The organism is Modestobacter sp. VKM Ac-2986, from assembly GCF_026967795.1.
Classification (GTDB): domain Bacteria; phylum Actinomycetota; class Actinomycetes; order Mycobacteriales; family Geodermatophilaceae; genus Modestobacter.
In genome coordinates, this window is sequence record NZ_JAPVBH010000006.1 from 197,116 (window position 1) to 215,219 (window position 18,104).

At 74.8% G+C, this 18,104-nt stretch carries 23 protein-coding genes; 14 read left to right on the forward strand and 9 right to left on the reverse strand.

Going from position 1 to position 18,104, the window contains the following annotated elements; all coding sequences use genetic code 11:
• Window positions 1-102: 102 nt before the first annotated feature.
• Both glgC and O2W14_RS16390 read left to right on the forward strand, forming a co-directional pair.
• Complete coding sequence (glgC, locus tag O2W14_RS16385) at window positions 103-1,293, forward strand: glucose-1-phosphate adenylyltransferase (protein WP_442928841.1); 1,191 nt, start codon at window positions 103-105, stop codon at window positions 1,291-1,293.
• Window positions 1,290-1,811, forward strand: coding sequence for a 2'-5' RNA ligase family protein (locus tag O2W14_RS16390; RefSeq protein WP_269177179.1), 522 nt, complete (start codon window positions 1,290-1,292; stop codon window positions 1,809-1,811). Before glgC ends, O2W14_RS16390 begins: the two co-directional genes overlap by 4 nt.
• A gap of 9 nt (window positions 1,812-1,820) precedes the next feature.
• Here O2W14_RS16390 and O2W14_RS16395 read toward each other — a convergent pair whose 3' ends face one another.
• Window positions 1,821-2,498 (reverse strand): O-methyltransferase, encoded by a 678-nt coding sequence (locus O2W14_RS16395; protein WP_269177180.1) that lies wholly within the window; start codon window positions 2,496-2,498, stop codon window positions 1,821-1,823.
• 243 nt (window positions 2,499-2,741) lie between these two features.
• Here O2W14_RS16395 and sigE point away from each other — a divergent pair, with 243 nt between their 5' ends.
• From sigE to O2W14_RS16425, 6 genes are all read left to right on the forward strand, one after another.
• A complete protein-coding gene (gene sigE / locus O2W14_RS16400; RefSeq protein ID WP_269177181.1) occupies window positions 2,742-3,341 on the forward strand; it encodes an RNA polymerase sigma factor SigE in 600 nt (199 codons plus the stop codon).
• Window positions 3,338-3,982 carry an anti-sigma factor family protein gene (locus O2W14_RS16405; protein ID WP_269177182.1) on the forward strand — a complete coding sequence of 215 codons (645 nt, stop codon included), beginning with the start codon at window positions 3,338-3,340 and terminating at the stop codon, window positions 3,980-3,982. The genes sigE and O2W14_RS16405 overlap by 4 nt, the downstream gene beginning before the upstream one ends.
• A gap of 236 nt (window positions 3,983-4,218) precedes the next feature.
• A complete protein-coding gene (locus tag O2W14_RS16410; protein WP_269177183.1) occupies window positions 4,219-5,538 on the forward strand; it encodes a S1C family serine protease in 1,320 nt (439 codons plus the stop codon).
• A gap of 126 nt (window positions 5,539-5,664) precedes the next feature.
• On the forward strand, window positions 5,665-6,036 hold the full coding sequence (locus O2W14_RS16415) for a twin-arginine translocase TatA/TatE family subunit (protein ID WP_269177184.1): 372 nt from the start codon (window positions 5,665-5,667) through the stop codon (window positions 6,034-6,036).
• A gap of 137 nt (window positions 6,037-6,173) precedes the next feature.
• Window positions 6,174-6,812, forward strand: coding sequence for a DUF2975 domain-containing protein (locus tag O2W14_RS16420; RefSeq protein ID WP_269177185.1), 639 nt, complete (start codon window positions 6,174-6,176; stop codon window positions 6,810-6,812).
• Window positions 6,809-7,042, forward strand: coding sequence for a helix-turn-helix domain-containing protein (locus O2W14_RS16425; RefSeq protein ID WP_331253602.1), 234 nt, complete (start codon window positions 6,809-6,811; stop codon window positions 7,040-7,042). The genes O2W14_RS16420 and O2W14_RS16425 overlap by 4 nt, the downstream gene beginning before the upstream one ends.
• Before the next feature lie 53 nt (window positions 7,043-7,095).
• On the opposite strand, the gene O2W14_RS16430 is transcribed toward O2W14_RS16425, so the two are convergent.
• Window positions 7,096-8,256: an Mrp/NBP35 family ATP-binding protein gene (locus O2W14_RS16430; protein ID WP_269177186.1), complete on the reverse strand. Its 1,161-nt coding sequence runs from the start codon at window positions 8,254-8,256 to the stop codon at window positions 7,096-7,098.
• Window positions 8,257-8,411: 155 nt separating this feature from the next.
• Here O2W14_RS16430 and O2W14_RS16435 point away from each other — a divergent pair, with 155 nt between their 5' ends.
• Together O2W14_RS16435 and O2W14_RS16440 are read left to right on the forward strand one after the other, a co-directional pair.
• A complete protein-coding gene (locus tag O2W14_RS16435) occupies window positions 8,412-9,101 on the forward strand; it encodes an AzlC family ABC transporter permease (RefSeq protein WP_269177187.1) in 690 nt (229 codons plus the stop codon).
• Window positions 9,098-9,415 carry an AzlD domain-containing protein gene (locus O2W14_RS16440; protein ID WP_269177188.1) on the forward strand — a complete coding sequence of 106 codons (318 nt, stop codon included), beginning with the start codon at window positions 9,098-9,100 and terminating at the stop codon, window positions 9,413-9,415. The genes O2W14_RS16435 and O2W14_RS16440 overlap by 4 nt, the downstream gene beginning before the upstream one ends.
• Window positions 9,416-9,419: 4 nt before the next feature.
• On the opposite strand, the gene O2W14_RS16445 is transcribed toward O2W14_RS16440, so the two are convergent.
• The 3 genes from O2W14_RS16445 to O2W14_RS16455 all read right to left on the reverse strand — a co-directional run bounded on the left by O2W14_RS16445 (window position 9,420) and on the right by O2W14_RS16455 (window position 12,076).
• Entirely contained in the window at window positions 9,420-9,824 is a 405-nt protein-coding gene (locus O2W14_RS16445; RefSeq protein ID WP_269177189.1) for a hypothetical protein, read from the reverse strand.
• 61 nt (window positions 9,825-9,885) lie between these two features.
• A complete protein-coding gene (locus tag O2W14_RS16450; RefSeq protein WP_269177190.1) occupies window positions 9,886-11,448 on the reverse strand; it encodes an MDR family MFS transporter in 1,563 nt (520 codons plus the stop codon).
• 28 nt (window positions 11,449-11,476) lie between these two features.
• Window positions 11,477-12,076, reverse strand: coding sequence for a TetR/AcrR family transcriptional regulator (locus O2W14_RS16455; protein ID WP_269177191.1), 600 nt, complete (start codon window positions 12,074-12,076; stop codon window positions 11,477-11,479).
• A 115-nt stretch (window positions 12,077-12,191) separates the two neighbouring features.
• On the opposite strand from O2W14_RS16455, the gene O2W14_RS16460 reads away from it, so the two are divergent.
• Together O2W14_RS16460 and O2W14_RS16465 are read left to right on the forward strand one after the other, a co-directional pair.
• Window positions 12,192-12,797, forward strand: a complete 606-nt coding sequence (locus O2W14_RS16460; protein WP_269177192.1) for a DUF6518 family protein — start codon at window positions 12,192-12,194, stop codon at window positions 12,795-12,797.
• A 5-nt stretch (window positions 12,798-12,802) separates the two neighbouring features.
• Window positions 12,803-13,291, forward strand: coding sequence for an AAA family ATPase (locus tag O2W14_RS16465; protein ID WP_269177193.1), 489 nt, complete (start codon window positions 12,803-12,805; stop codon window positions 13,289-13,291).
• Here O2W14_RS16465 and O2W14_RS16470 read toward each other — a convergent pair.
• Window positions 13,272-13,823 carry a DUF1003 domain-containing protein gene (locus O2W14_RS16470; RefSeq protein WP_269177194.1) on the reverse strand — a complete coding sequence of 184 codons (552 nt, stop codon included), beginning with the start codon at window positions 13,821-13,823 and terminating at the stop codon, window positions 13,272-13,274. The genes O2W14_RS16465 and O2W14_RS16470 overlap by 20 nt on opposite strands.
• Window positions 13,816-15,054, reverse strand: a complete 1,239-nt coding sequence (locus O2W14_RS16475) for a magnesium transporter MgtE N-terminal domain-containing protein (protein WP_269177195.1) — start codon at window positions 15,052-15,054, stop codon at window positions 13,816-13,818. The genes O2W14_RS16470 and O2W14_RS16475 overlap by 8 nt, the downstream gene beginning before the upstream one ends.
• A gap of 25 nt (window positions 15,055-15,079) precedes the next feature.
• Here O2W14_RS16475 and O2W14_RS16480 point away from each other — a divergent pair, with 25 nt between their 5' ends.
• Both O2W14_RS16480 and O2W14_RS16485 read left to right on the forward strand, forming a co-directional pair.
• A complete protein-coding gene (locus O2W14_RS16480) occupies window positions 15,080-15,964 on the forward strand; it encodes a PhzF family phenazine biosynthesis protein (RefSeq protein ID WP_269177196.1) in 885 nt (294 codons plus the stop codon).
• Window positions 15,961-16,905 carry a DMT family transporter gene (locus O2W14_RS16485; protein WP_269177197.1) on the forward strand — a complete coding sequence of 315 codons (945 nt, stop codon included), beginning with the start codon at window positions 15,961-15,963 and terminating at the stop codon, window positions 16,903-16,905. The genes O2W14_RS16480 and O2W14_RS16485 overlap by 4 nt, the downstream gene beginning before the upstream one ends.
• Window positions 16,906-16,912: 7 nt before the next feature.
• Here the strand turns inward: O2W14_RS16485 and O2W14_RS16490 are convergent, their stop codons facing one another.
• Entirely contained in the window at window positions 16,913-17,254 is a 342-nt protein-coding gene (locus tag O2W14_RS16490) for a DUF4190 domain-containing protein (RefSeq protein WP_269177198.1), read from the reverse strand.
• A 43-nt stretch (window positions 17,255-17,297) separates the two neighbouring features.
• Window positions 17,298-18,020 (reverse strand): hypothetical protein, encoded by a 723-nt coding sequence (locus O2W14_RS16495; RefSeq protein WP_269177199.1) that lies wholly within the window; start codon window positions 18,018-18,020, stop codon window positions 17,298-17,300.
• Window positions 18,021-18,104: the final 84 nt, after the last annotated feature.

Here is an 18,104-nt window from a genome sequence, read left to right on the forward strand (position 1 = left end):
CCCTCCGTCCAAGGGGTGAGTCGGCGACGACCTGGGGGCGCACGGTGGCGCGTCAACAGTTACGTTGCCCACATGCGTGGCGGCCCCAGAGTTCTCGGAATCGTGTTGGCAGGTGGAGAGGGGAAGCGGCTTGCCCCGCTGACCCAGGACCGGGCAAAGCCCGCCGTCCCGTTCGGGGGGAACTACCGGCTCATCGACTTCGTGCTGTCCAACCTCGTCAACGCCGACATCCGCCGGATCGCGGTGCTGACCCAGTACAAGAGCCACTCGCTGGACCGGCACATCACCACGGTCTGGCGCATGTCGACCCTGCTGGGCAGCTACATCACCCCGGTGCCGGCACAGCAGCGGCTCGGCCCGCGCTGGTACACCGGCAGCGCCGACGCCATCTACCAGAGCCTGAACCTGATCTACGACGACCGGCCCGACATCGTCGTGGTCTTCGGTGCCGACCACGTGTACCGGATGGACCCGGCGCAGATGATCCAGCAGCACCTGGAGACCGGCGCGGGCGTGACCGTGGCCGGCCTGCGGGTGCCCCGCAAGGAGGCCACCGCCTTCGGTGTCATCGACGCCGACGAGAACGGCAAGGTCGTCCAGTTCCTCGAGAAGCCGGCCGACCCGCCCGGTCTGCCCGGCAGCCCCGACGAGACCTTCGCGTCGATGGGCAACTACGTCTTCACCACCGACGCGCTGCTCGAGGCGCTGCGCCGGGACGCCGAGGACGAGGACTCCGTGCACGACATGGGCGGGTCGATCATGCCGATGATGGCCGAGGCCGGCGACGCCTACGTCTACGACTTCTCCAGCAACCTGGTGCCCGGCGAGACCGAGCGCGACCACGGCTACTGGCGCGACGTGGGGACCCTCGACGCCTACTACGACTCGCACATGGACCTGGTGTCGGTCAGCCCGATCTTCAACCTCTACAACGACCGCTGGCCCATCTACACCCTGCCGCCCATGCTGCCGCCGGCGAAGTTCGTCCTCGGCGGCCGGGCCGAGGAGTCGATGGTCAGCGCCGGGGTGATCATCGACGGTGCCGCGGTGCACGGCTCGGTCGTCTCCCCGAACGTGCGGCTCGAGCGCGGTGCCCGGGTCGAGGGCAGCGTGCTGATGGACGGCGTCCACATCGGTGAGGGCGCGATCGTGCGCCGGGCGATCCTGGACAAGAACGTCGTCGTCCCGCCGGGTGCCCGGATCGGTGTCGACCTCGACCACGACCGCGAGCGCTATCACGTGAGCGCCGGCGGCGTGACCGTGCTCGGCAAGGGCGCCCGCGCAATCCTGTGAACCACCCGGAGACCGGCCCTGCGCCGCTGATCGTCACGCTGCTGCTGGACGAGGAGGCGCAGGGCCGGTTCGACCGGCTGCGCGCGGCGCACTTCCCGGCCGAGCGCAACCACCTGCAGGCGCACGTGACGATGTTCCACGCGCTGCCCGGCGAGCACCTGGCCGAGGTCTCCCGGGAGCTCGCCGAGGTCGCCGACCGCACCCCGTTCGACGTCGCCGTGACCGGGGTGCGGTTCCTGGGTCGCGGCGTGGCGATCGACCTCGACGCCCCGGAGCTGACCGCGCTGCGCCGCGACCTGGCCGCGGCCTTCGACCCGTGGCTGAGCCGGCAGGACCGGCAGTGGTCGAAGCCGCACGTCACCGTGCAGAACAAGGTCGCCCCCGAGGTCGCCCGCGCGCTCTTCGAGGACCTGTCGGCGTCGTTCGTCGCCGAGACGGTCGCCGCGCGCGGTCTCGGGCTCTGGCACTACCTCGGCGGGCCGTGGGCGCCGGCGGGGGAGTTCGCCTTCGCCTCCTGACGCCGGGGCTCAGGTGCGCTTGGTGGCGACCAGCAGGCCGGTGCCGACGGGCAGCACCGCGCAGGTCAGCGTCTCGTCCTCGCGCAGCGTGCGGGCGATCTCCCGCCAGGCCACGGTCTGCTCGTCCCGGGCCGCGCGGTCGGCGATCCGGCCGTCGGCGAGCAGGCCCAGGCACACCAGCGACCCGCCGCGGCGGATCAGCCCGAGCAGGCCGGCCAGGTGGCCGGCGTACTCCAGCGGCGGGCTGGCGCAGGTGACCAGGTCGTAGGCGCCGGGGGACAGTCGGGGGAGCACCTCGCCCGGCGTCCCGAAGATCATCCGCGTGCGCCCGCTGGGGACGCCGGCCTCGGTGAAGGCCCGCCGCGCGGCGCGCTGCTCGGTCGGGTCGCCGTCCAGCGTGGTGAGGACGCCGTCCTTGCGCATGCCCTCCAGCAGCCACAGCCCCGCGACGCCGCCACCGCTGCCCAGCGAGACGACCGACCGGGCGTCGCCACCGGCGGCCAGCACGGCCAGGGCGGCCCCGACCGCGGGCTCGACCGGCAGCGCCGTGCCCAGCTCGGTGGCCGCGGTGACGGCGCGGTGCCGGGCCGCGGCCATGGCCGGGGACTCGGTGGCGAAGCTGTCGGCGAAGGCCGCAGCGCTGGTCGGGGAGCCGCCGGTGGGGGGCGGTCCGGCAACGCTGGTCACCGGAGAAGGGTAGTGGCGCACGGGGGCTGCGTGCCCGGGCGGGGGCGGTCCGACACCCTGCGTCCCGGCTGCCTGGCAACTGCCTGTGGGTCCGCCCGCCCGGGAACACCGGTGTCGGGCCCGTCCGTTGGACCGAGTGTGCGTCTGTCGCGTACCACCAGCCAGCAGTCCCCTCAGCGGTCCACCGAGCAGCCCACCCCCGGTGGGGAGGTGTCCGGGACGGTCGTCTGCGATCCTGGCGGTGTGACCGGAGCAGCCGCCACCGAGCCCGCGGGCGCGGCGCTGCCCGACGCCGGCGTGGAGGCCTGGGTCGCCCCCACGTGGGAGCAGGTCGTGCGCGACCACTCCGCCCGGGTCTACCGGCTGGCCTACCGCCTCTCCGGCAACCAGCAGGACGCCGAGGACCTCACGCAGGAGACCTTCGTCCGCGTGTTCCGCTCGCTGGCCGACTTCTCCCCGGGCACCTTCGAGGGCTGGCTGCACCGCATCACCACGAACCTGTTCCTGGACATGGTCCGGCGCCGTCAGCGGATCCGCTTCGACGCCCTCCCCGAGGACACCGAGCGGCTCCCCGGGTCCGCCCCCTCGCCCGAGCAGGTCTACGCCGACACCCACCTCGACCCGCAGATCCAGGCGGCGCTGGACAAGCTGTCGCCGGAGTTCCGCGTGGCCGTCGTCCTCTGCGACATCGAGGGCCTCACCTACGAGGAGATCTCGGCGACGCTGGGCATCAAGCTCGGCACCGTGCGCAGCCGCATCCACCGCGGCCGCGTGCAGCTGCGCGAGGCGCTGGCGCACCTGGCCCCCGGCCGCACCCCGGTCTCCGCGGAGGGCCTGGCGTGAGCGACCGCGAACGGCCCGACGAGCGCCGCCTGGGCGGCATCGTGAGCATCCCGCCGAGCCACCTCGCCCAGGAGGCCGTCGCGGCCCTGGTCGACGGCGAGCTCTCCGGCAACGCGGCGGCCCGCGCGGCCCGGCACCTGTCCGGCTGCGCGCAGTGCCGGATGGCGGTCGCCGCGCAGCGTGAGGCCAAGGACGCCCTGCAGCACGGCGGCGGCCCCGACGTCCCGTGCGATCTGCTGTCCCGGCTCAAGGCCATCCCGTTCACCGCCGACGTGCCCGGCACCGGTGGCCTGGGCGGGCTCAGCGCCGGCGCCGACGGCCTCACCACCAGTGGTGCCGGCGGCTCGTGGGCCATCCCGCTCACCCCGCCGGAGCCCGCCCCCGCCCGGCACGACCAGGGCTCCCGCTGGCTGCGCCGCGGCATGACCGGGGCGCTGGCCGGCATCGGGCTCGGCGTCGCCGTGCTCGCCTACGGCCTGCCCGCGTCCGAGGCCCCGCCCGCCGCCTCCGAGCCGCGCGGACCCGTGGCCGGGGTCGCCGACCGCACCGTGCCGACCGAGCGCACCGACATCGTGCCCCCGGTGGTGCGCACGCTCACCGTCGGCTCGACCAGCACCCTGCCCCCGGGCGGGACGCCCTGACCGAGACCTCCGGCAGCCCGGACGACCAGGCGAGGGTCTTCGGCCGGCCCCGGGGGACGACGGGGGCCTTCGCGCCGTCGGACTCCCGGCTCCAGCCCAGCACCCCGCCGGCGCCCGAGCCGCACCCGGCGCACCAGGCCGCCTTCGGCCGCCCCCAGGAGGTCGCCGGGTCCTTCGGTGCCGACCGGCCGGCCGCGCCGCCGCCCCCGACCCCGCCGCCACCACCGCCCGAGGCGGTGTTGCGTGCCTTCGCCCCGCGGGGCGGCGCGACCGGCCTCGGTGAGCCGCCCGCCGGCCGGGGGCCGCGCCGCCGGACCGCCGCCGCGCCGTTCTGGAAGCCCGACGCCGACGCCGACCCGTGGCGTGACCCGCACGCGCCCGCCGGCCTCGGCGCACCCGCCGCCTACCCCGCCGAGGTCGACCAGCCCGGCCCGGTGGTCGTCGACGGCCAGGGCCAGCGCCGGCTGCGGCTGCGTGACGTGTCCGTGCGGCTCACCGTGCTGGCGCTCCTGGCCCTGCTGCTGGTCGGCATCACCGGTGGGACGACGGCCTGGTGGCTCGGCCGCACCGCCGACGAGCAGCCCCTGTTGGCCCCCGGCACGCAACTGTCGGAGGTGTCGCCCGGCGTCAGCCGCGAGCCCGGCTCGGTCGCCGACATCGCCGGGCGGGTGAGCCCGGCGGTGGTCTCCATCGAGGTCAGCCTGGCCAACGCCGGTGCCACCGGCTCGGGGGTGGTGGTCGACCCCGCGGGCGGCTACATCGTCACCAACAACCACGTCGTCTCCGGTGCCGCCGACGACGAGGACGCCGAGATCCGCGCGGTCTTCAGCGACGGCAGCGGCTCGGCGGCCACCATCGTCGGGCGCGACCCGGCCAGCGACCTCGCCGTCCTCAAGGTTGAGAAGCCCGGGCTGGTCGGCGCGACGCTGGGGGAGTCCGAGGCGCTCGTCGTCGGCGACCCGGTCGTGGCGATCGGCTCCCCGCTGGGCCTGGCCGGCACGGTCACCACCGGCATCGTCAGCGCCCTGGACCGGCCGGTGCGGCTGTCGGGCGAGGGCAGCGACACCAACGCGGTGATCAGCGCCGTGCAGACCGACGCGCCGATCAACCCGGGCAACTCCGGCGGTGCCCTCGTCGACGGCACCGGCGCGGTCATCGGGATCAACACCGCGATCGCCTCCCTCGGCGGCAACGGCACCACCGGCGGCTCGATCGGCCTGGGCTTCGCCATCCCGATCGACACGGTGCGCGACATCTCCGAGGAGCTCATCGCCACCGGGACGGCGGTGCACGCCAGCCTCGGCGTCAACGCCCGCTCGGTCACCGACGGCACCCGCGACGGCGCCCTGGTGCTCAACGTCGAGCCCGGCAGCGGTGCGGCCGAGGCCGGGGTGGAGGAGCAGGACGTCGTGATCGCCGTCGACGGGGCGCCGGTGGCCAGCTCCGAGGAGCTGGTGGTCGCGGTCGACGCCCGCGAGCCCGGCGAGACGGTGACCCTGGAGCTGGTGCGCGACGGCGGCTCCCGCGAAGTCCAGGTCGTCCTCGGCACGGCCTGACGAAGGACCCCCTCGTCCCCCTGGGAGGGGCCGACACCGACTGTTGGGGCTGCGCTCAGCTGCTGGTCAGCCCGCCCACCTACGCTGGTCACGACCGCGGTGCGCGGCAGGGCGCGAGGAGGAGCGGTGTTCAACTCGATCGGCTGGGGCGAGATCGTCGTCCTGGCGCTGGCTGCCCTGTTCATCTTCGGACCCGACCGGCTGCCCGGCCTGGCCAAGGACGCCGCCACCGGCATCAAGAAGGCCCGTGAGGCGATCACCGGTGTCCGCGGTCAGCTGCACGACACCCTCGGCGACGACTTCGACCACCTGCGCGACGTCGACCTGCGCCAGTACCACCCGAAGACGTTCATCCGGCAGCAGCTGCTGGGCGACGACGAGGACTCCGCGGTGAAGCCCAGCGCCACCGGCGCCACGGCCGCCGGCGCGGGGCGGATGAGGACGGCCGTCCGCCGGGACTCCACCGTCCCGCCGCCGTTCGACGTCGACGCCACCTGACGAAGGACCTCGGTGCCCCCCACCCCTCGCTGACGCTCGCGGCGGGACCCGGCACCGAGGCCATGCTGGACACATCGAATATCGATGGGCACACTGACGCTCCCACCCATCGATGATCGATGTGCCGAGGAGTCGTCATGGACCGCAGCCAGACCTACGTCAAGGCCTCGACCGTCCGCGGGGTGAGTCAGCTCGTCGGCCTGGTCGGCCTGGTGGCCGTCCTCGCCGGCCCGGTTTACGCGGTGGTCCAGGCCACCCGGGCCGGTGGTGCGGTGCAGGTGCCGGTCGAGCTGAGCGGGGGCACCGGGCCGCTGGTCGGCGCCCAGGTCGCGCTCCCCGACGGCGTCCGGCTGCTGCCGTTGCCCGGGGGCGTGCGGACGATGCTCTCGGCCGGGGACTCGACCGTCGCCGAGCAGCTGCTCGCCTCCGGGGACGTCGCGGTGCTCGGGCTCGCCGTGGGCCTCGGTGCCTGGCTGCTGCGCCCGGTCCTCGCCTCGATCGCGGCCGGGCGGCCCTTCGGTGCCGGCAACTCCCGGCGGCTGGCCTGGCTCGCGCTGGTGGTGGCCGTGGCGGGCAGCATTGGCCCGCTGCTGCCGCAGTTCGGCGCGCTCGCCGTCCTCGACCGGCTCGACCTGGTCGGCCCGGACAGCGCGTTCGTCATGGGGGTGACGTTCTCGTTCCTGCCGATCGTCGTGGGGGGCTTCCTGCTGCTGGTCCTCGCCGAGGCGTTCCGGCAGGGCGAGCGGATCGACTCCGACGTCGAGGGGCTGGTGTGAGCCCCGTCGACACCGAGACCCACCGGGTCACCTGCCACCTGGACCAGCTGCTGGCCGCGCGGCAGATGACGCTCACCGAGCTCGCCGAGCGGGTCGGGGTCACCGTCGTGAACCTGTCGGTGCTCAAGAACGACCGGGCACGGGCGGTGCGGTTCTCCACGCTCACGGCCATCTGCGACGCGCTGGACTGCCAGCCCGGCGACGTCTTCAGCGTCGGACCCGCCCGCTGACGCAGCGAGGCCGGCCTCCCCGGCGGGGAGACCGGCCTCGGATGCGGATCAGGTCAGCGGCTGACCGGGGTGAGCCCCAGGGGCATGCCGGCCAGGCCGCGCTGGCGGACGGTGAGGCCCTCGGCGATCTTCTCCAGCGCCTGCGCCGCGGGGGCGTCGGGCTGGGCGAGCACGATCGGGGCACCGGCGTCGCCGGCCTCGCGCAGCCGGGTGTCCAGCGGGATCTGGCCGAGCAGCGGCACCCGGGCACCGAGCACCTTGGTCAGCGCGTCGGAGACGGCCTGGCCGCCACCGGCACCGAACAGCTCCATGCGGGAGCCGTCGGGCAGGTCCAGCCAGGACATGTTCTCGATGACGCCGACCACGCGCTGGTTGGTCTGGGTGGCGATCGCGCCGGCCCGCTCGGCGACCTCGGCGGCAGCGAGCTGCGGCGTGGTCACCACCAGGATCTCGGCGTTGGGCACCAGCTGGGCCAGCGAGATCGCGACGTCACCGGTGCCCGGGGGCAGGTCGAGCAGCAGGACGTCCAGGTCGCCCCACCAGACGTCGGCGAGGAACTGCTGCAGCGCGCGGTGCAGCATCGGGCCACGCCACACGACCGGGGTGTTGCCCGGGGTGAACATGCCGATCGAGATGACCTTCACGCCGTAGGACTGCGGCGGCATGATCATGTTCTCGACCTGGGTCGGCTTGTCCTCGCAGCCGAGCATGCGGGGCACCGAGTGGCCGTAGATGTCGGCGTCGACGACGCCCACGGACAGGCCGCGGCGGGCCATCGAGGCGGCCAGGTTGACCGTGACGCTGGACTTGCCGACGCCGCCCTTGCCCGAGGCGACCGCGAACACGCGGGTCAGCGAGCCGGGCTGGGCGAAGGGCACGACCGGGTCGGCGGCGTCCGTGCCGCGCACGGTCTTGCGCAGCTCGGTGCGCTGCTCGTCGTTCATCACGTCCAGGCCGACCTGGACGGCGGTCACGCCGGGCACGCGGATGACGGCCTCGGTGACGCGGTCGGTGATGGTGTCGCGCATGGGGCAGCCGGAGACGGTCAGGTAGACCTCGACGCGGACCGTGCCCGGGTCGCCCCCGACACCGATCTGCACGTCCTTGATCATGCCCAGCTCGGGCAGGGGACGGTTGATCTCCGGGTCCTGGACGGTCGCCAGGGCAGCGACCACGGCGTCCAGCGCCGGCGAGCCGGTGAGCGTGTCGGACATGCGGGGTGAGTCTCCTTCGACGGGGGGCCCGCGGGAGGCGGCCCCCCAGGGAGCTCGCGCGCGGACGTCCTCACTGTACGGCGGGCCGGACGGCCGTTCCGGTGGTGAGGGTGTGACGCAGGCCAACCCCCGCACCGGTCGCTAGGGTCGCCGCCGTGTCCTCTCCCGCCCGGTCGGCGACCCTGCGCGACTCGCTGGGGCTGGGGCTGGCGGTGGGGCTCTACGGCGTGGCCTTCGGGGCGGCCGCGGTGGGGGCGGGGCTGTCGACCTGGCAGGCGGTCGCGCTCTCGGCGCTGATGTTCACCGGCGCCTCGCAGTTCGCGCTGGTCGGCGTCCTCGGTGCTGGCGGCGGGGCGTTCGCCGCGGTCGGCAGCGCGCTGCTGCTCGGCTCCCGCAACACCCTCTACGGCGTCCGGCTGGCGCCGATGCTGGCTCCGCGGGGTTGGCTGCGCCGGGCCGGCACCGCGCAGCTGGTCATCGACGAGTCCACCGCGATGGCCGTGGCCGCGCCCGACCGGGAGCTGGGCCGGCTGGCCTTCTGGGTCACCGGCGGGTCGGTCTACGTCTGCTGGACGGCGATGACGCTGGTCGGCGCGCTGGGTGCCGGCGGGCTGGGGGAGACCGCGGAGGCCGCGCTGGACGCCGTCGTCCCGGCCGCCTTCCTGGCACTGCTGTGGCCGCGGCTGCAGCGCTCGGCGACCGAGGCGGGGGTGCAGCGGCGGGTGGCCCTGGGCGGGGCGGTCGTCGCGCTGGCGCTGACGCCGTTCGTGCCGGCCGGGCTGCAGGTGGTGCTCGCCGTGGTCGCCGTCCTGCTCGCCGGGCGCCCGCGGGCGGTGGCGGCGTGAGCAACGGCGCGATGTGGACGGCGGTCCTGGTGGGTGCGGTGGGCTGCTACCTGCTGAAGCTGGCCGGGCTGTCGGTGCCGGCCGCGTGGGTGCAGCACCCGCTGGTCACCCGGGTCGTGGAGTTCGTGCCGGCGGCGCTGCTGGCCGCACTCGTCGCGGTGCAGGCGGCGACGTCCGGGCGCGACCTGGTGCTGGACGGCCGGCTGGTCGGGCTGGCGGTGGCCGCACTCGCGCTGGCGCTGCGGGCGCCGTTCATCGTGGTGATCCTGCTGGCCGGCGCGGCCGGCGCGCTGGTCCACGTGCTCGGCGGCTGACGCCTCACTCGCGGTGGCGGCCGCGGTAGGTCATCGCCTCGGGCGGGGGGTCGAGGTCCATGTCCTCGTGGACGTAGAGGCCCGCGCCGTTCGGCGTGTCGACCAGGAACTCGCCCTGGATGAAGTCCCAGGCGTACCCGGGCACCCAGCCCTCGTCCTCGTCGTGGACCAGGACGGGGTGTCCCATCGGCACCCAGGGCGGCCTCGACTGGAGGACCTCGACGGCGCCCAGCTCGTCGGCAGGGACCCCGGCGTGTGCCGCCACCCGGGTCCGGACCGCGGGGCCCAGCTCGCCGGTGCGCCCGACGGTGCCCAGGTCGAGCGGCGCCCCGGACGTCTGCAGCCACAGCCGGTAGGTGCGGTCGGGGAGGTTCTCGACCCGGACGACGAAGCCGCTGCTGGGGTTCACTCGCCCATCGTGGCGGGCCGGGCCGGACGGCGGGCCGCTGCGGGCCCGCCGTCCGGGTGCGTCAGTGCGCCATCGGGACGGCGGCCTCGGACTCCAGGCGCTCGGCGCCTGAGGTCGTCTGCAGCGGCTTCTCCTTGATGAACAGCACCACCAGCAGGGCCAGGGCGGCCAGCGGGGTGGCGATGAGGAACAGCTCGGCGGTGGCGTCGCCGTAGGCGTTCTGCACCACCGTCTGGACCTCCGGCGGCAGGGAGGCGACGTCCGGGACGGCGGCGTGCCCGCCGCCGGAGGACCCGCCGAGCACCGACAGCTCGCTGGCCACGCGGCTGGCCAGCACCGCGCCCAGGACGCTGACGCCGATCGTGCCGCCGAGGCTGCGGAAGAACGACAGCACCGAGGTGGCCGAGCCCAGCTGGCGGGCCGGGACGTCGTTCTGCGCGGCGAGCACCAGGTTCTGCATCAGCATGCCGACGCCCACGCCCATCACGGCCATGTAGGCGCCGATCAGCCACATCGAGGTGTCCGCGCCGATGGTGGCCAGCAGGCCGAAGCCGACGGTCATCAGGGCCGCACCGGCGACCAGGTACCGCTTCCACAGCCCGGTCTTGGTGATCAGCGCGCCGGCGACGGTGGAGGAGACCAGCAGCCCGGCGATCATCGGCAGCGACAGCAGCCCGGCCGCGGTGGGGGAGTAGCCGCGGGAGATCTGGAAGTACTGGGAGAGGAAGACCGTCCCGCCGAACATCGCGATGCCCACCAGGGCGGAGGCGACGACGGTGAGGGTGACCGTGCGGTTGCGGAAGATGTCCAGCGGGATGATCGGCTCGTCCACCTTGGACTCGACCAGCACGGCGAGGGCCAGCAGCACCAGCGCGCCGCCGACCATGAGCGCGGTCGTCCCCGACAGCCAGTCGAAGTCGTTGCCGGCCAGGGTGACCCAGACGAGCAGCAGGCTGATGCCGGCGGTGATGAGCAGGGCGCCCAGCCAGTCGACCCGCACCTGGCGGCGCACGGTCTTGAGCTTCAGCGTCTTCTGCAGCAGCACGATCGCGGCCAGCGCGAACGGCACGCCCATGAAGAAGCACCAGCGCCAGCCCAGCCAGGACGTGTCGACGATGACGCCACCGATCAGCGGGCCGGCGACGGTGGCGACGGCGAAGACCGCGCCGAAGATGCCGGCGTACCGGCCCAGCTCGCGCGGCGGGATCATCGCGGCCATCACGATCTGCACGAGCGCGGTGAGGCCACCGGCGCCGGCGCCCTGGATCACGCGGGCGATGATCAGCGTCGTCGTGTCCTGGGAGAACCCGGCGAGCAGGGAGCCGGCGACGAAGAGCCCCAGGGAGAGCTGCACGAGCAGCTTCTGGCTGACCAGGTCGGCGAGCTTGCCCCACAGCGGCACAGTGACCGTCATCGCCAGCAGCTCGGCGGTGACCACCCAGGTGTAGATCGACTGGCTGCCGCCCAGGTCGGAGATGATCGTGGGCAGGGCGTTGGAGACGACGGTTGCGGCCAGGATCGACACGAAGATGCCCATCATCAGGCCCGACAGCGCCTGGAGCACCTCCCGCCGGCTCATGGCGGCCCGGGTGGTGGCCGCCCCGGGTTCGGTGGTGGTGGTCATGCTGCTCCAGTCGGTGGGTGGGTCGGGATCAGTGGGCGGCGGGCAGGCCGGCGGCGACGGCGTCGAGCGCCTCGTCGGCCAGCGCCGTAAGCGGGGTGGTGCCGCCCTGGGCCTGCCAGCGCAGCAGGCTGACCCGCAGGGCGGCGGAGACGACGGCGGCCAGCAGCGCGGGCAGCAGGTCGGCGTCGGCGTCGAGGCCGGTGCGCTCGGCGACGGCCAGGGCGCACTCGCGCTCGTCGGCGGCGCTCATCTCCACCAGTCGGGGCAGCAGCGAGGGGGTGCCCATCAGCACGGTCAGCCGCTCGAGCAGGCCGACCGGGTCGGCCTCGAGCTCGGTCAGCTCGGCCTGCACCGCGGTCCGGACGGCGTCGAGCGGACCGACGTCGGCGGGCACGGCGCGCAGCCGGGTGGACAGGCGGGGTTGATCGGGGCCGCCGGGCTGCAGCAGCGCCTCCTCCTTGCTGGAGAAGTAGTTGAAGAAGGTCCGGTAGGACACGTCGGCCGCGGCGGCGATCGCCTCGACGGTGACGTGCTCCCAGCCGCGGTCGACGGCCAGCCGCACCGTCGCGGCCGCCAGGGCGGCCCGGGTGTCGGCCTTCTTGCGCTCGCGCAGCCCTCGTCCGGTCACCGGTCGAGCATCCGACTTGCTTGCACAGTGTGCAAGGTTGCCGAGTGTGCATCCGATCACCGGTGGCGGCGCGGCACCGGGACGGCGGCCGGGGACTCCGGCACGATCGCGCGGCATGACCGCACCGACGCGCGTGCCCACCCGTGCGCCGGCCCTGGCACTGGCCGGTCTTGGTGGGCTCGCCGCCGGGACAGCGGCCAAGGCCGCCGACTTCTCCGGCTGGCGGTGGGCCAACGACCTCGGTCACTTCCCGGCCGCATGGGTGCTGGTCGTCGCGCTGATCGGGTGGCGGGCGCCCTCGCTGCGGGCCGCTGCGGTGCGGTCGGCCGTCTTCTTCGCCGCGATGAGCGTCGGCTACTACTCGTGGGCCGCCCTGGTGCTCGACCGCGGGTGGGACGTGCGGCTGCTGGTCGCCTGGCTGGTCCTGTCGGCGACCGCGGTGCCGGCCACGGCCGCCGCCGGCCACCTCGCGACCCGCCGCACCGGCTGGCTGTTCGGCGCGATGCTGGCGATGGCGGCCGGCATCGTCCTCGGCGGCGGGGTGCTGGCCGACCCCGGCGCCCACCCCGTGCAGGCGGTCGTGGAGGTCCTCGTCGTCGCCGTGCTGGTCGTGGTCCTGCCGCGGGACGGGCGCACCCGGCTGTGGGCGGTCGCGCTCACCGCGCCGCTGACCTGGGTGGCCGCGCAGCTGCTCGACGTCCTGCGCTCGGTGCTGGGCTGACCGGCGTGCTGGTCGTGGTCGGTGGGCTGCCCGGGGTCGGCAAGACGACCGTGGCCCGGGCGGTGGCCGGGCGCACCGGTGCCGCGCACCTGCGGATCGACACCTTCGAGGTGGCGCTGGTCCGGCTCGGGCTCCTGACCGAGGTCGGGGCGGAGGGGTACGAGCTGGCGCTCGCCGCCGCCGACACCTGCCTGACCGCCGGCACCGACGTCGTCGTCGACGCGGTGTTCGACGTCGCCGCCGCGCGCCGGCCCTTCCGCGAGCTCGCCGCCCGGCACGGCGCCGACGTCCACTGGGTGCGGCTGATCTGCACCGACCGGGTCGAGCACCGCCGCCGGGTCACCGGGCGCACCGCCGACCTGGCCGGGCACGTCCTCCCGACCTGGCCGCAGGTGCAGGCGTGGACGGCCGACCAGTGGCACGAGCGGCACACCGTGGTCGACACCGCGGTCGGCGACCCGGTGGCCGCCGTGCTCAGCGCGCTGGGTCGCTGAGCGCCTCGGCGGCCTCGCGGCGCTTCTTCTTCTGCTTCTTGCGCTCGGCGGCCTCCTCCGAGGTCTCCTCGGGCATCAGCCGGTTGATCTCCCCGCGGATGAAGTCGCGGGTGGCCAGCTCACCGACCGAGACGCGCAGCGAGGCGAGCTCGCGGGCCAGGTACTCGGTGTCGGCGCGGGTCTGGAACGACCGCTCGCGGTCCTCCTCGGCCTGCACCCGGTCGCGGTCGGCCTGCCGGTTCTGCGCGAGCAGGATGAGCGGCGCCGCGTAGGCGGCCTGGGTGGAGAAGGCCAGGTTGAGCAGGATGAACGGGTAGGGGTCCCAGCGCAGGTTCACCGCCACCACGTTGAGCACGATCCAGACGATCACGATGATCGTCTGGACGGCGAGGAACCGGCCGGTGCCCAGGAACCGCGCGATGCCCTCGGCGAACTTGCCGACCGCGTCGGGGTCCAGCTTCAGGAACTGGGCGAAGGACCGGCTGCCCCGGGGCTGGTCGAGGCGCTGGTCGGCGCGGCGGTCGTCAGCCACGACGGGCCCGCTCGCGCCAGTCCTCGGGCAGCAGGTGGTCCAGGACGTCGTCCACGCTCACCGCGCCGACGAGGCGGCCCTGCGGGTCGACGACGGGGGCCGCGACCAGGTTGTAGGTGGCGAAGTAGCGGGTCACCTCGGCCAGCGGCGCCTCCGGGCGCAGCGGCTCCAGGTCGTCGAGCACGCCGCTGACCAGGGTCGAGGGTGGCTCGCGCAGCAGTGCCTGGATGTGCGCCAGGCCCAGGTAGCGGCCGGTCGGGGTGGCCGAGGGCGGGCGGCAGACGTAGACCTGGCTGGCCAGCGCGGGGGTGAGCTCGGGGGCGCGCACCCGGGCGAGCGCCTCGGCGATGGTGGCGTCGGGGGTGAGGATGACCGGCTCGCTGGTCATGATGCCGCCGGCGGTGTCCTCGGAGTACTTCAGCAGCTGACGGACCGGCTCGGCCTCGTCGGGCTCCATCAGCTCCAGCATGCGTTCGCGGTCGACGTTGGACAGCTCCGAGAGCAGGTCCGCGGCGTCGTCGGGGTCCATCTCCTCCAGGACGTCGGCCGCCCGCCGCTCCTCGAGCGTGCCGAGGATGACGATCTGCTCGGCCTCGGGCAGCTCACCGAGCACGTCGGCCAGCCGCTCGTCGTCCATCGCCTCGGCGACCTCGTGCCGCCGCTTGATCGGCAGCTCCTGCAGGGCGTGGGCCACGTCGGCGGCGTTGAGCTCCCGGTAGGTGGCGATCAGCGTCTCCGCGCTCTGCCCGGTCTCGGGCAGGGCCAGGCCGCTGACCTCGTCCCAGGCCACCTGGTGCAGCTGGCCGCGCCGACGGAACCCGCCGGGCTCCTGGACGGCGAGCCGGGACAGCACCCAGTCGCCGGTGCGGGTCTGCTCGATGGCGGCGTCGACGACGACGGCGGCGCGCTCGGGCTCGCTCATGGTGACCCGGCGGTCCAGCAGCTCGCCGAGCACGAGCGTCTCGCCGGCCCGCTGCTCGAAGCGCTTGAGGTTCAGCGTGCCCGACGACAGCCGCACCGAGGTGGCGTCCAGCCCGGTCACCCGGCCCATCGGGCAGAAGATCCGGCGGCGGGCGACGACCTCGATGATCAGCCCCAGCACGCGGGGCGTGGCGCTGCCGACGCGCAGCGCGACGAGCACGTCGCGCACCTTCCCGACCCGGTCGCCGTTGGGGTCGAAGACGGTCAACCCGGCCACCCGGGAGACATAAGCCCTCGTCACCGTGGTCACGAGAGGTGAGGCTACCGTCGCCGTCGTGACGGCTCCGGGACCCGACCAGCTGGACTACGAGGTCGTGGACGTGTTCGCCCCGCACCCCTTCAGCGGCAACCAGCTCGCGGTCGTGCTGGACGCCGACGCGCTGACCACCGACCAGTGCCAGGCGCTGGCCGCCGAGTTCGGGTACTCGGAGTCGACCTTCGTCGGCGCCCCCACCGAGGCCGGCGCCGACTACCGGGTGCGGATCTTCACCCCGCGCACCGAGCTGCCCTTCGCCGGGCACCCCTCGGTCGGCACCGCGCACACCCTCGTCCGGCTCGGCCGGCTGCCCGCCGGGGTGGTGCGCCAGGAGTGCGGCGCGGGCGTGGTCGAGGTAGAGGTGGACGACGAGGGCGCCCGCCTGGCCGGCGGTCAGGTGTCGCTGCGACCGGGCCCGGACGCCGCCGTCCTGGCCGCGGCCCTGGGGCTGGACGCCGCCGACGTCACCGGGCGCCCCGTGCACCTGGTCGGCTGCGGCATCGACTTCGCCCAGCTCGAGGTGCACCCCGGTGCGCTCGAGCGGGCGGCCCCCGACCCGGCGGCGCTGACGGCGCTGCTGCCCGGCGTCCAGGGCGGGGTGTCCGTGCTCGCCTGGGACGCGGTCGCCGGGGAGGGCACGGTCCGGGTGTTCGCCGACGGGCTGGACTACGCGGAGGACCCGGCCACCGGGTCGGCCGCGCTGGGCACCGGCATCTGGCTGGCGGCCGTGGGGCTGGCCGGCGAGGGCGTCAGCGAGTACCGGCTCGCCCAGGGCGCGGCCGTCGGACGGCCCTCGGTGCTGTCCGGGCGGGTCCGGGTCGTCGACGGCGCGGTCGCCGAGGTCAGCGTGGCCGGCGCCGTGCGGCCGATCGCGACCGGACGCGTCCGGGTGCCTGCCGTATGACCGAGCCGTCGGCGACCCTGCAGCGGGACCCGTCGCAGGCGTGGGCGGTGCACCGGCCGGGTGGGCGGGACGTCGCGCTGATGGCCGTCGCCGTTGTCGGCGTCTCGTTCTCCGGGCCGCTGACCGCGCTGGTCGCCACCTCCTTCCTGGCCATCGCGTTCTGGCGGAACGCCGCCGGTGCGGTGCTGCTGCTGCCGGTGCTGCTGCTGCGCGAGCGGGCGACGCTGACCGGCCTGCGCCCCCGGCAGCTCACCAGCTCGCTGGTCGCCGGGCTGTTCCTGGCCGCGCACTTCGCCGCCTGGCTGCCCAGCCTGTCGATGACCACGGTCGCGGCGTCCACCGCGCTGGTCACCACCACCCCGATCTGGACGGCGCTGGCCGCCCGCGTCTCCGGCGTGCACCTGCCCCGGCAGGTCTGGTGGGGGCTGGCGCTGGCGGTGTTCGGGGCCGCGCTCATCGCCGGGGTCGACGTCGCGGTGTCCTGGCGGGCACTGGCCGGGGACGCGCTCGCGCTGCTGGGCGCGATCTGCGCGGGTGGCTACATGCTGGCCGGCGCCCGGGCCCGCGAGCGGCTGAGCACCTCCGCGTACTCGATCGTCTGCTACTCGACCTGCGCGGTCGCCCTGGCCGTCGCCGCCGTCGTCGCCGACGTGCCGCTGACCGGGTTCAGCGCCCGCGACTGGTGGCTGATCGCGGCGATCACCTTCTGCGCCCAGCTCCTCGGGCACACGCTGCTGAACCTGGTGCTGTCCACGGTCGGCCCGACCGTGGTGGGGCTGGCCATCCTGCTCGAGGTGCCCGGCGCGCTGCTGGTCGCGCTGGTGCTGCTGGACCAGGTGCCGCCGCTGCTCGCGGTGCCCGGCATGGTCGCCGTCGTCCTCGGGGTCGCGCTGGTCATCCGCGCCGGGCGCCCGACGCCGGTGACCGAGCCGGTCACCTGAGCACAGCTCAGCCCAGCGAGCCGTTCGCGATCGCGGTCAGCGCGACGACCCACACGACGACGCCGAGCACCAGCAGCGTGCTGATCACGCCGCCGACCACCACCGCGGCGAGTGCGAGCCCCTCGCCGCCCTCCCCGGTCTGCCGGATCTGCCGGCGCGCGACGATGCCGAGCGCGAGCCCCACCGGGGCCAGGACGCCGAAGAAGCAGAGCACCAGCGCGACCGGGGCCAGCTGGTTGGTCGGCCGGCGCCAGCCGTAGCCGGGCGGGGGGCCGTACGCGGGCGGTCCGTAGGCGGGCGGCGGACCCCAGGACGGCGCGTCGGTGGGGCGGGCGTGCTCGGGGCTCATGCCGTCCTCTCCTGGCCGTCGGTCGGCCCGGCCAGTGTGCCGGTCAGCGCCCGATCGCCGCGGCAGGCAGCGCGGACATGCGGGTCGCGATCGCCCGGCCGGCCGCGGTGGTGGTCGCCGGGTCGTCGCCGATCAGCACCGACAGCACCTGGCCGACCGCCTGGGCCACCACGACCTGGGTGGTGCCGTCGGCCAGCTGGTACTGGAAGACGACGCTCATCTCGGCCAGGCCCTCGGCGCTGGGGGCGGGCTGGAACGTGTAGGTGTCCGGCGGGCAGCTGCTGAAGGCCGCCACCAGCTCGCGGACGGCGCTGCTCGCGGCCTCGGCGGTGTCGTAGCTGATCGCCTCCGACGACAGCTGTGCAGCACCCGCCGGGTCCACCGCGACCACCGGCTGCTTGCTGGTGCGGTGCACCTCGGAGCCGAAGCGCTGGTCGCAGATGCCGTCGAGGCTGGGGTTGTCGGCGATGTCGGTGGCCTCGCCCAGCGGGTTGGCCTGCACCGTCCAGCCGGCCGGGAGGTCCGAGGCGCGCAGGGCGATGGCCACCGCGGCCCCGGCCGGGTCCTGGACGGTCGCCGGGTCGGCGGTGGCGGCGGCAGCCTCCGCGGCCTCGGCGGCACTGGGCTCGGGCTGGGCGGTGCTCGGCCCCGCGGTGGGCCCGGCGCTCGGCTCGCCGGCCCCGGCCGGGGTGTCGCCGTCCGACCCGGTGCAGCCGGTGAGGGTCAACGCCGTCGCGACGGCCAGGGGGAGCAGGAGACGCCTCACCCCGACGACGGTAGCCCCGGCGTCCGGGCGCCGAGGGCAGGTTCGCCGACAGTCGAGCCCTGCCCCCAGGTGGGGGCAGGGCTC

Excerpts from the sequence above, each read along its gene's own strand:
- O2W14_RS16430 (WP_269177186.1), bottom strand. The coding sequence starts at position 8,256 with ATGTCCGACACGCTCACCGGCTCGCCGGCGCTGGACGCCGTGGTCGCT.
- O2W14_RS16490 (WP_269177198.1), bottom strand. The coding sequence starts at position 17,254 with ATGAGCCCCGAGCACGCCCGCCCCACCGACGCGCCGTCCTGGGGTCCG.
- O2W14_RS16450 (WP_269177190.1), bottom strand. The coding sequence starts at position 11,448 with ATGACCACCACCACCGAACCCGGGGCGGCCACCACCCGGGCCGCCATG.
- O2W14_RS16485 (WP_269177197.1), top strand. The coding sequence starts at position 15,961 with ATGACCGAGCCGTCGGCGACCCTGCAGCGGGACCCGTCGCAGGCGTGG.
- O2W14_RS16420 (WP_269177185.1), top strand. The coding sequence starts at position 6,174 with ATGGACCGCAGCCAGACCTACGTCAAGGCCTCGACCGTCCGCGGGGTG.
- O2W14_RS16460 (WP_269177192.1), top strand. The coding sequence starts at position 12,192 with ATGACCGCACCGACGCGCGTGCCCACCCGTGCGCCGGCCCTGGCACTG.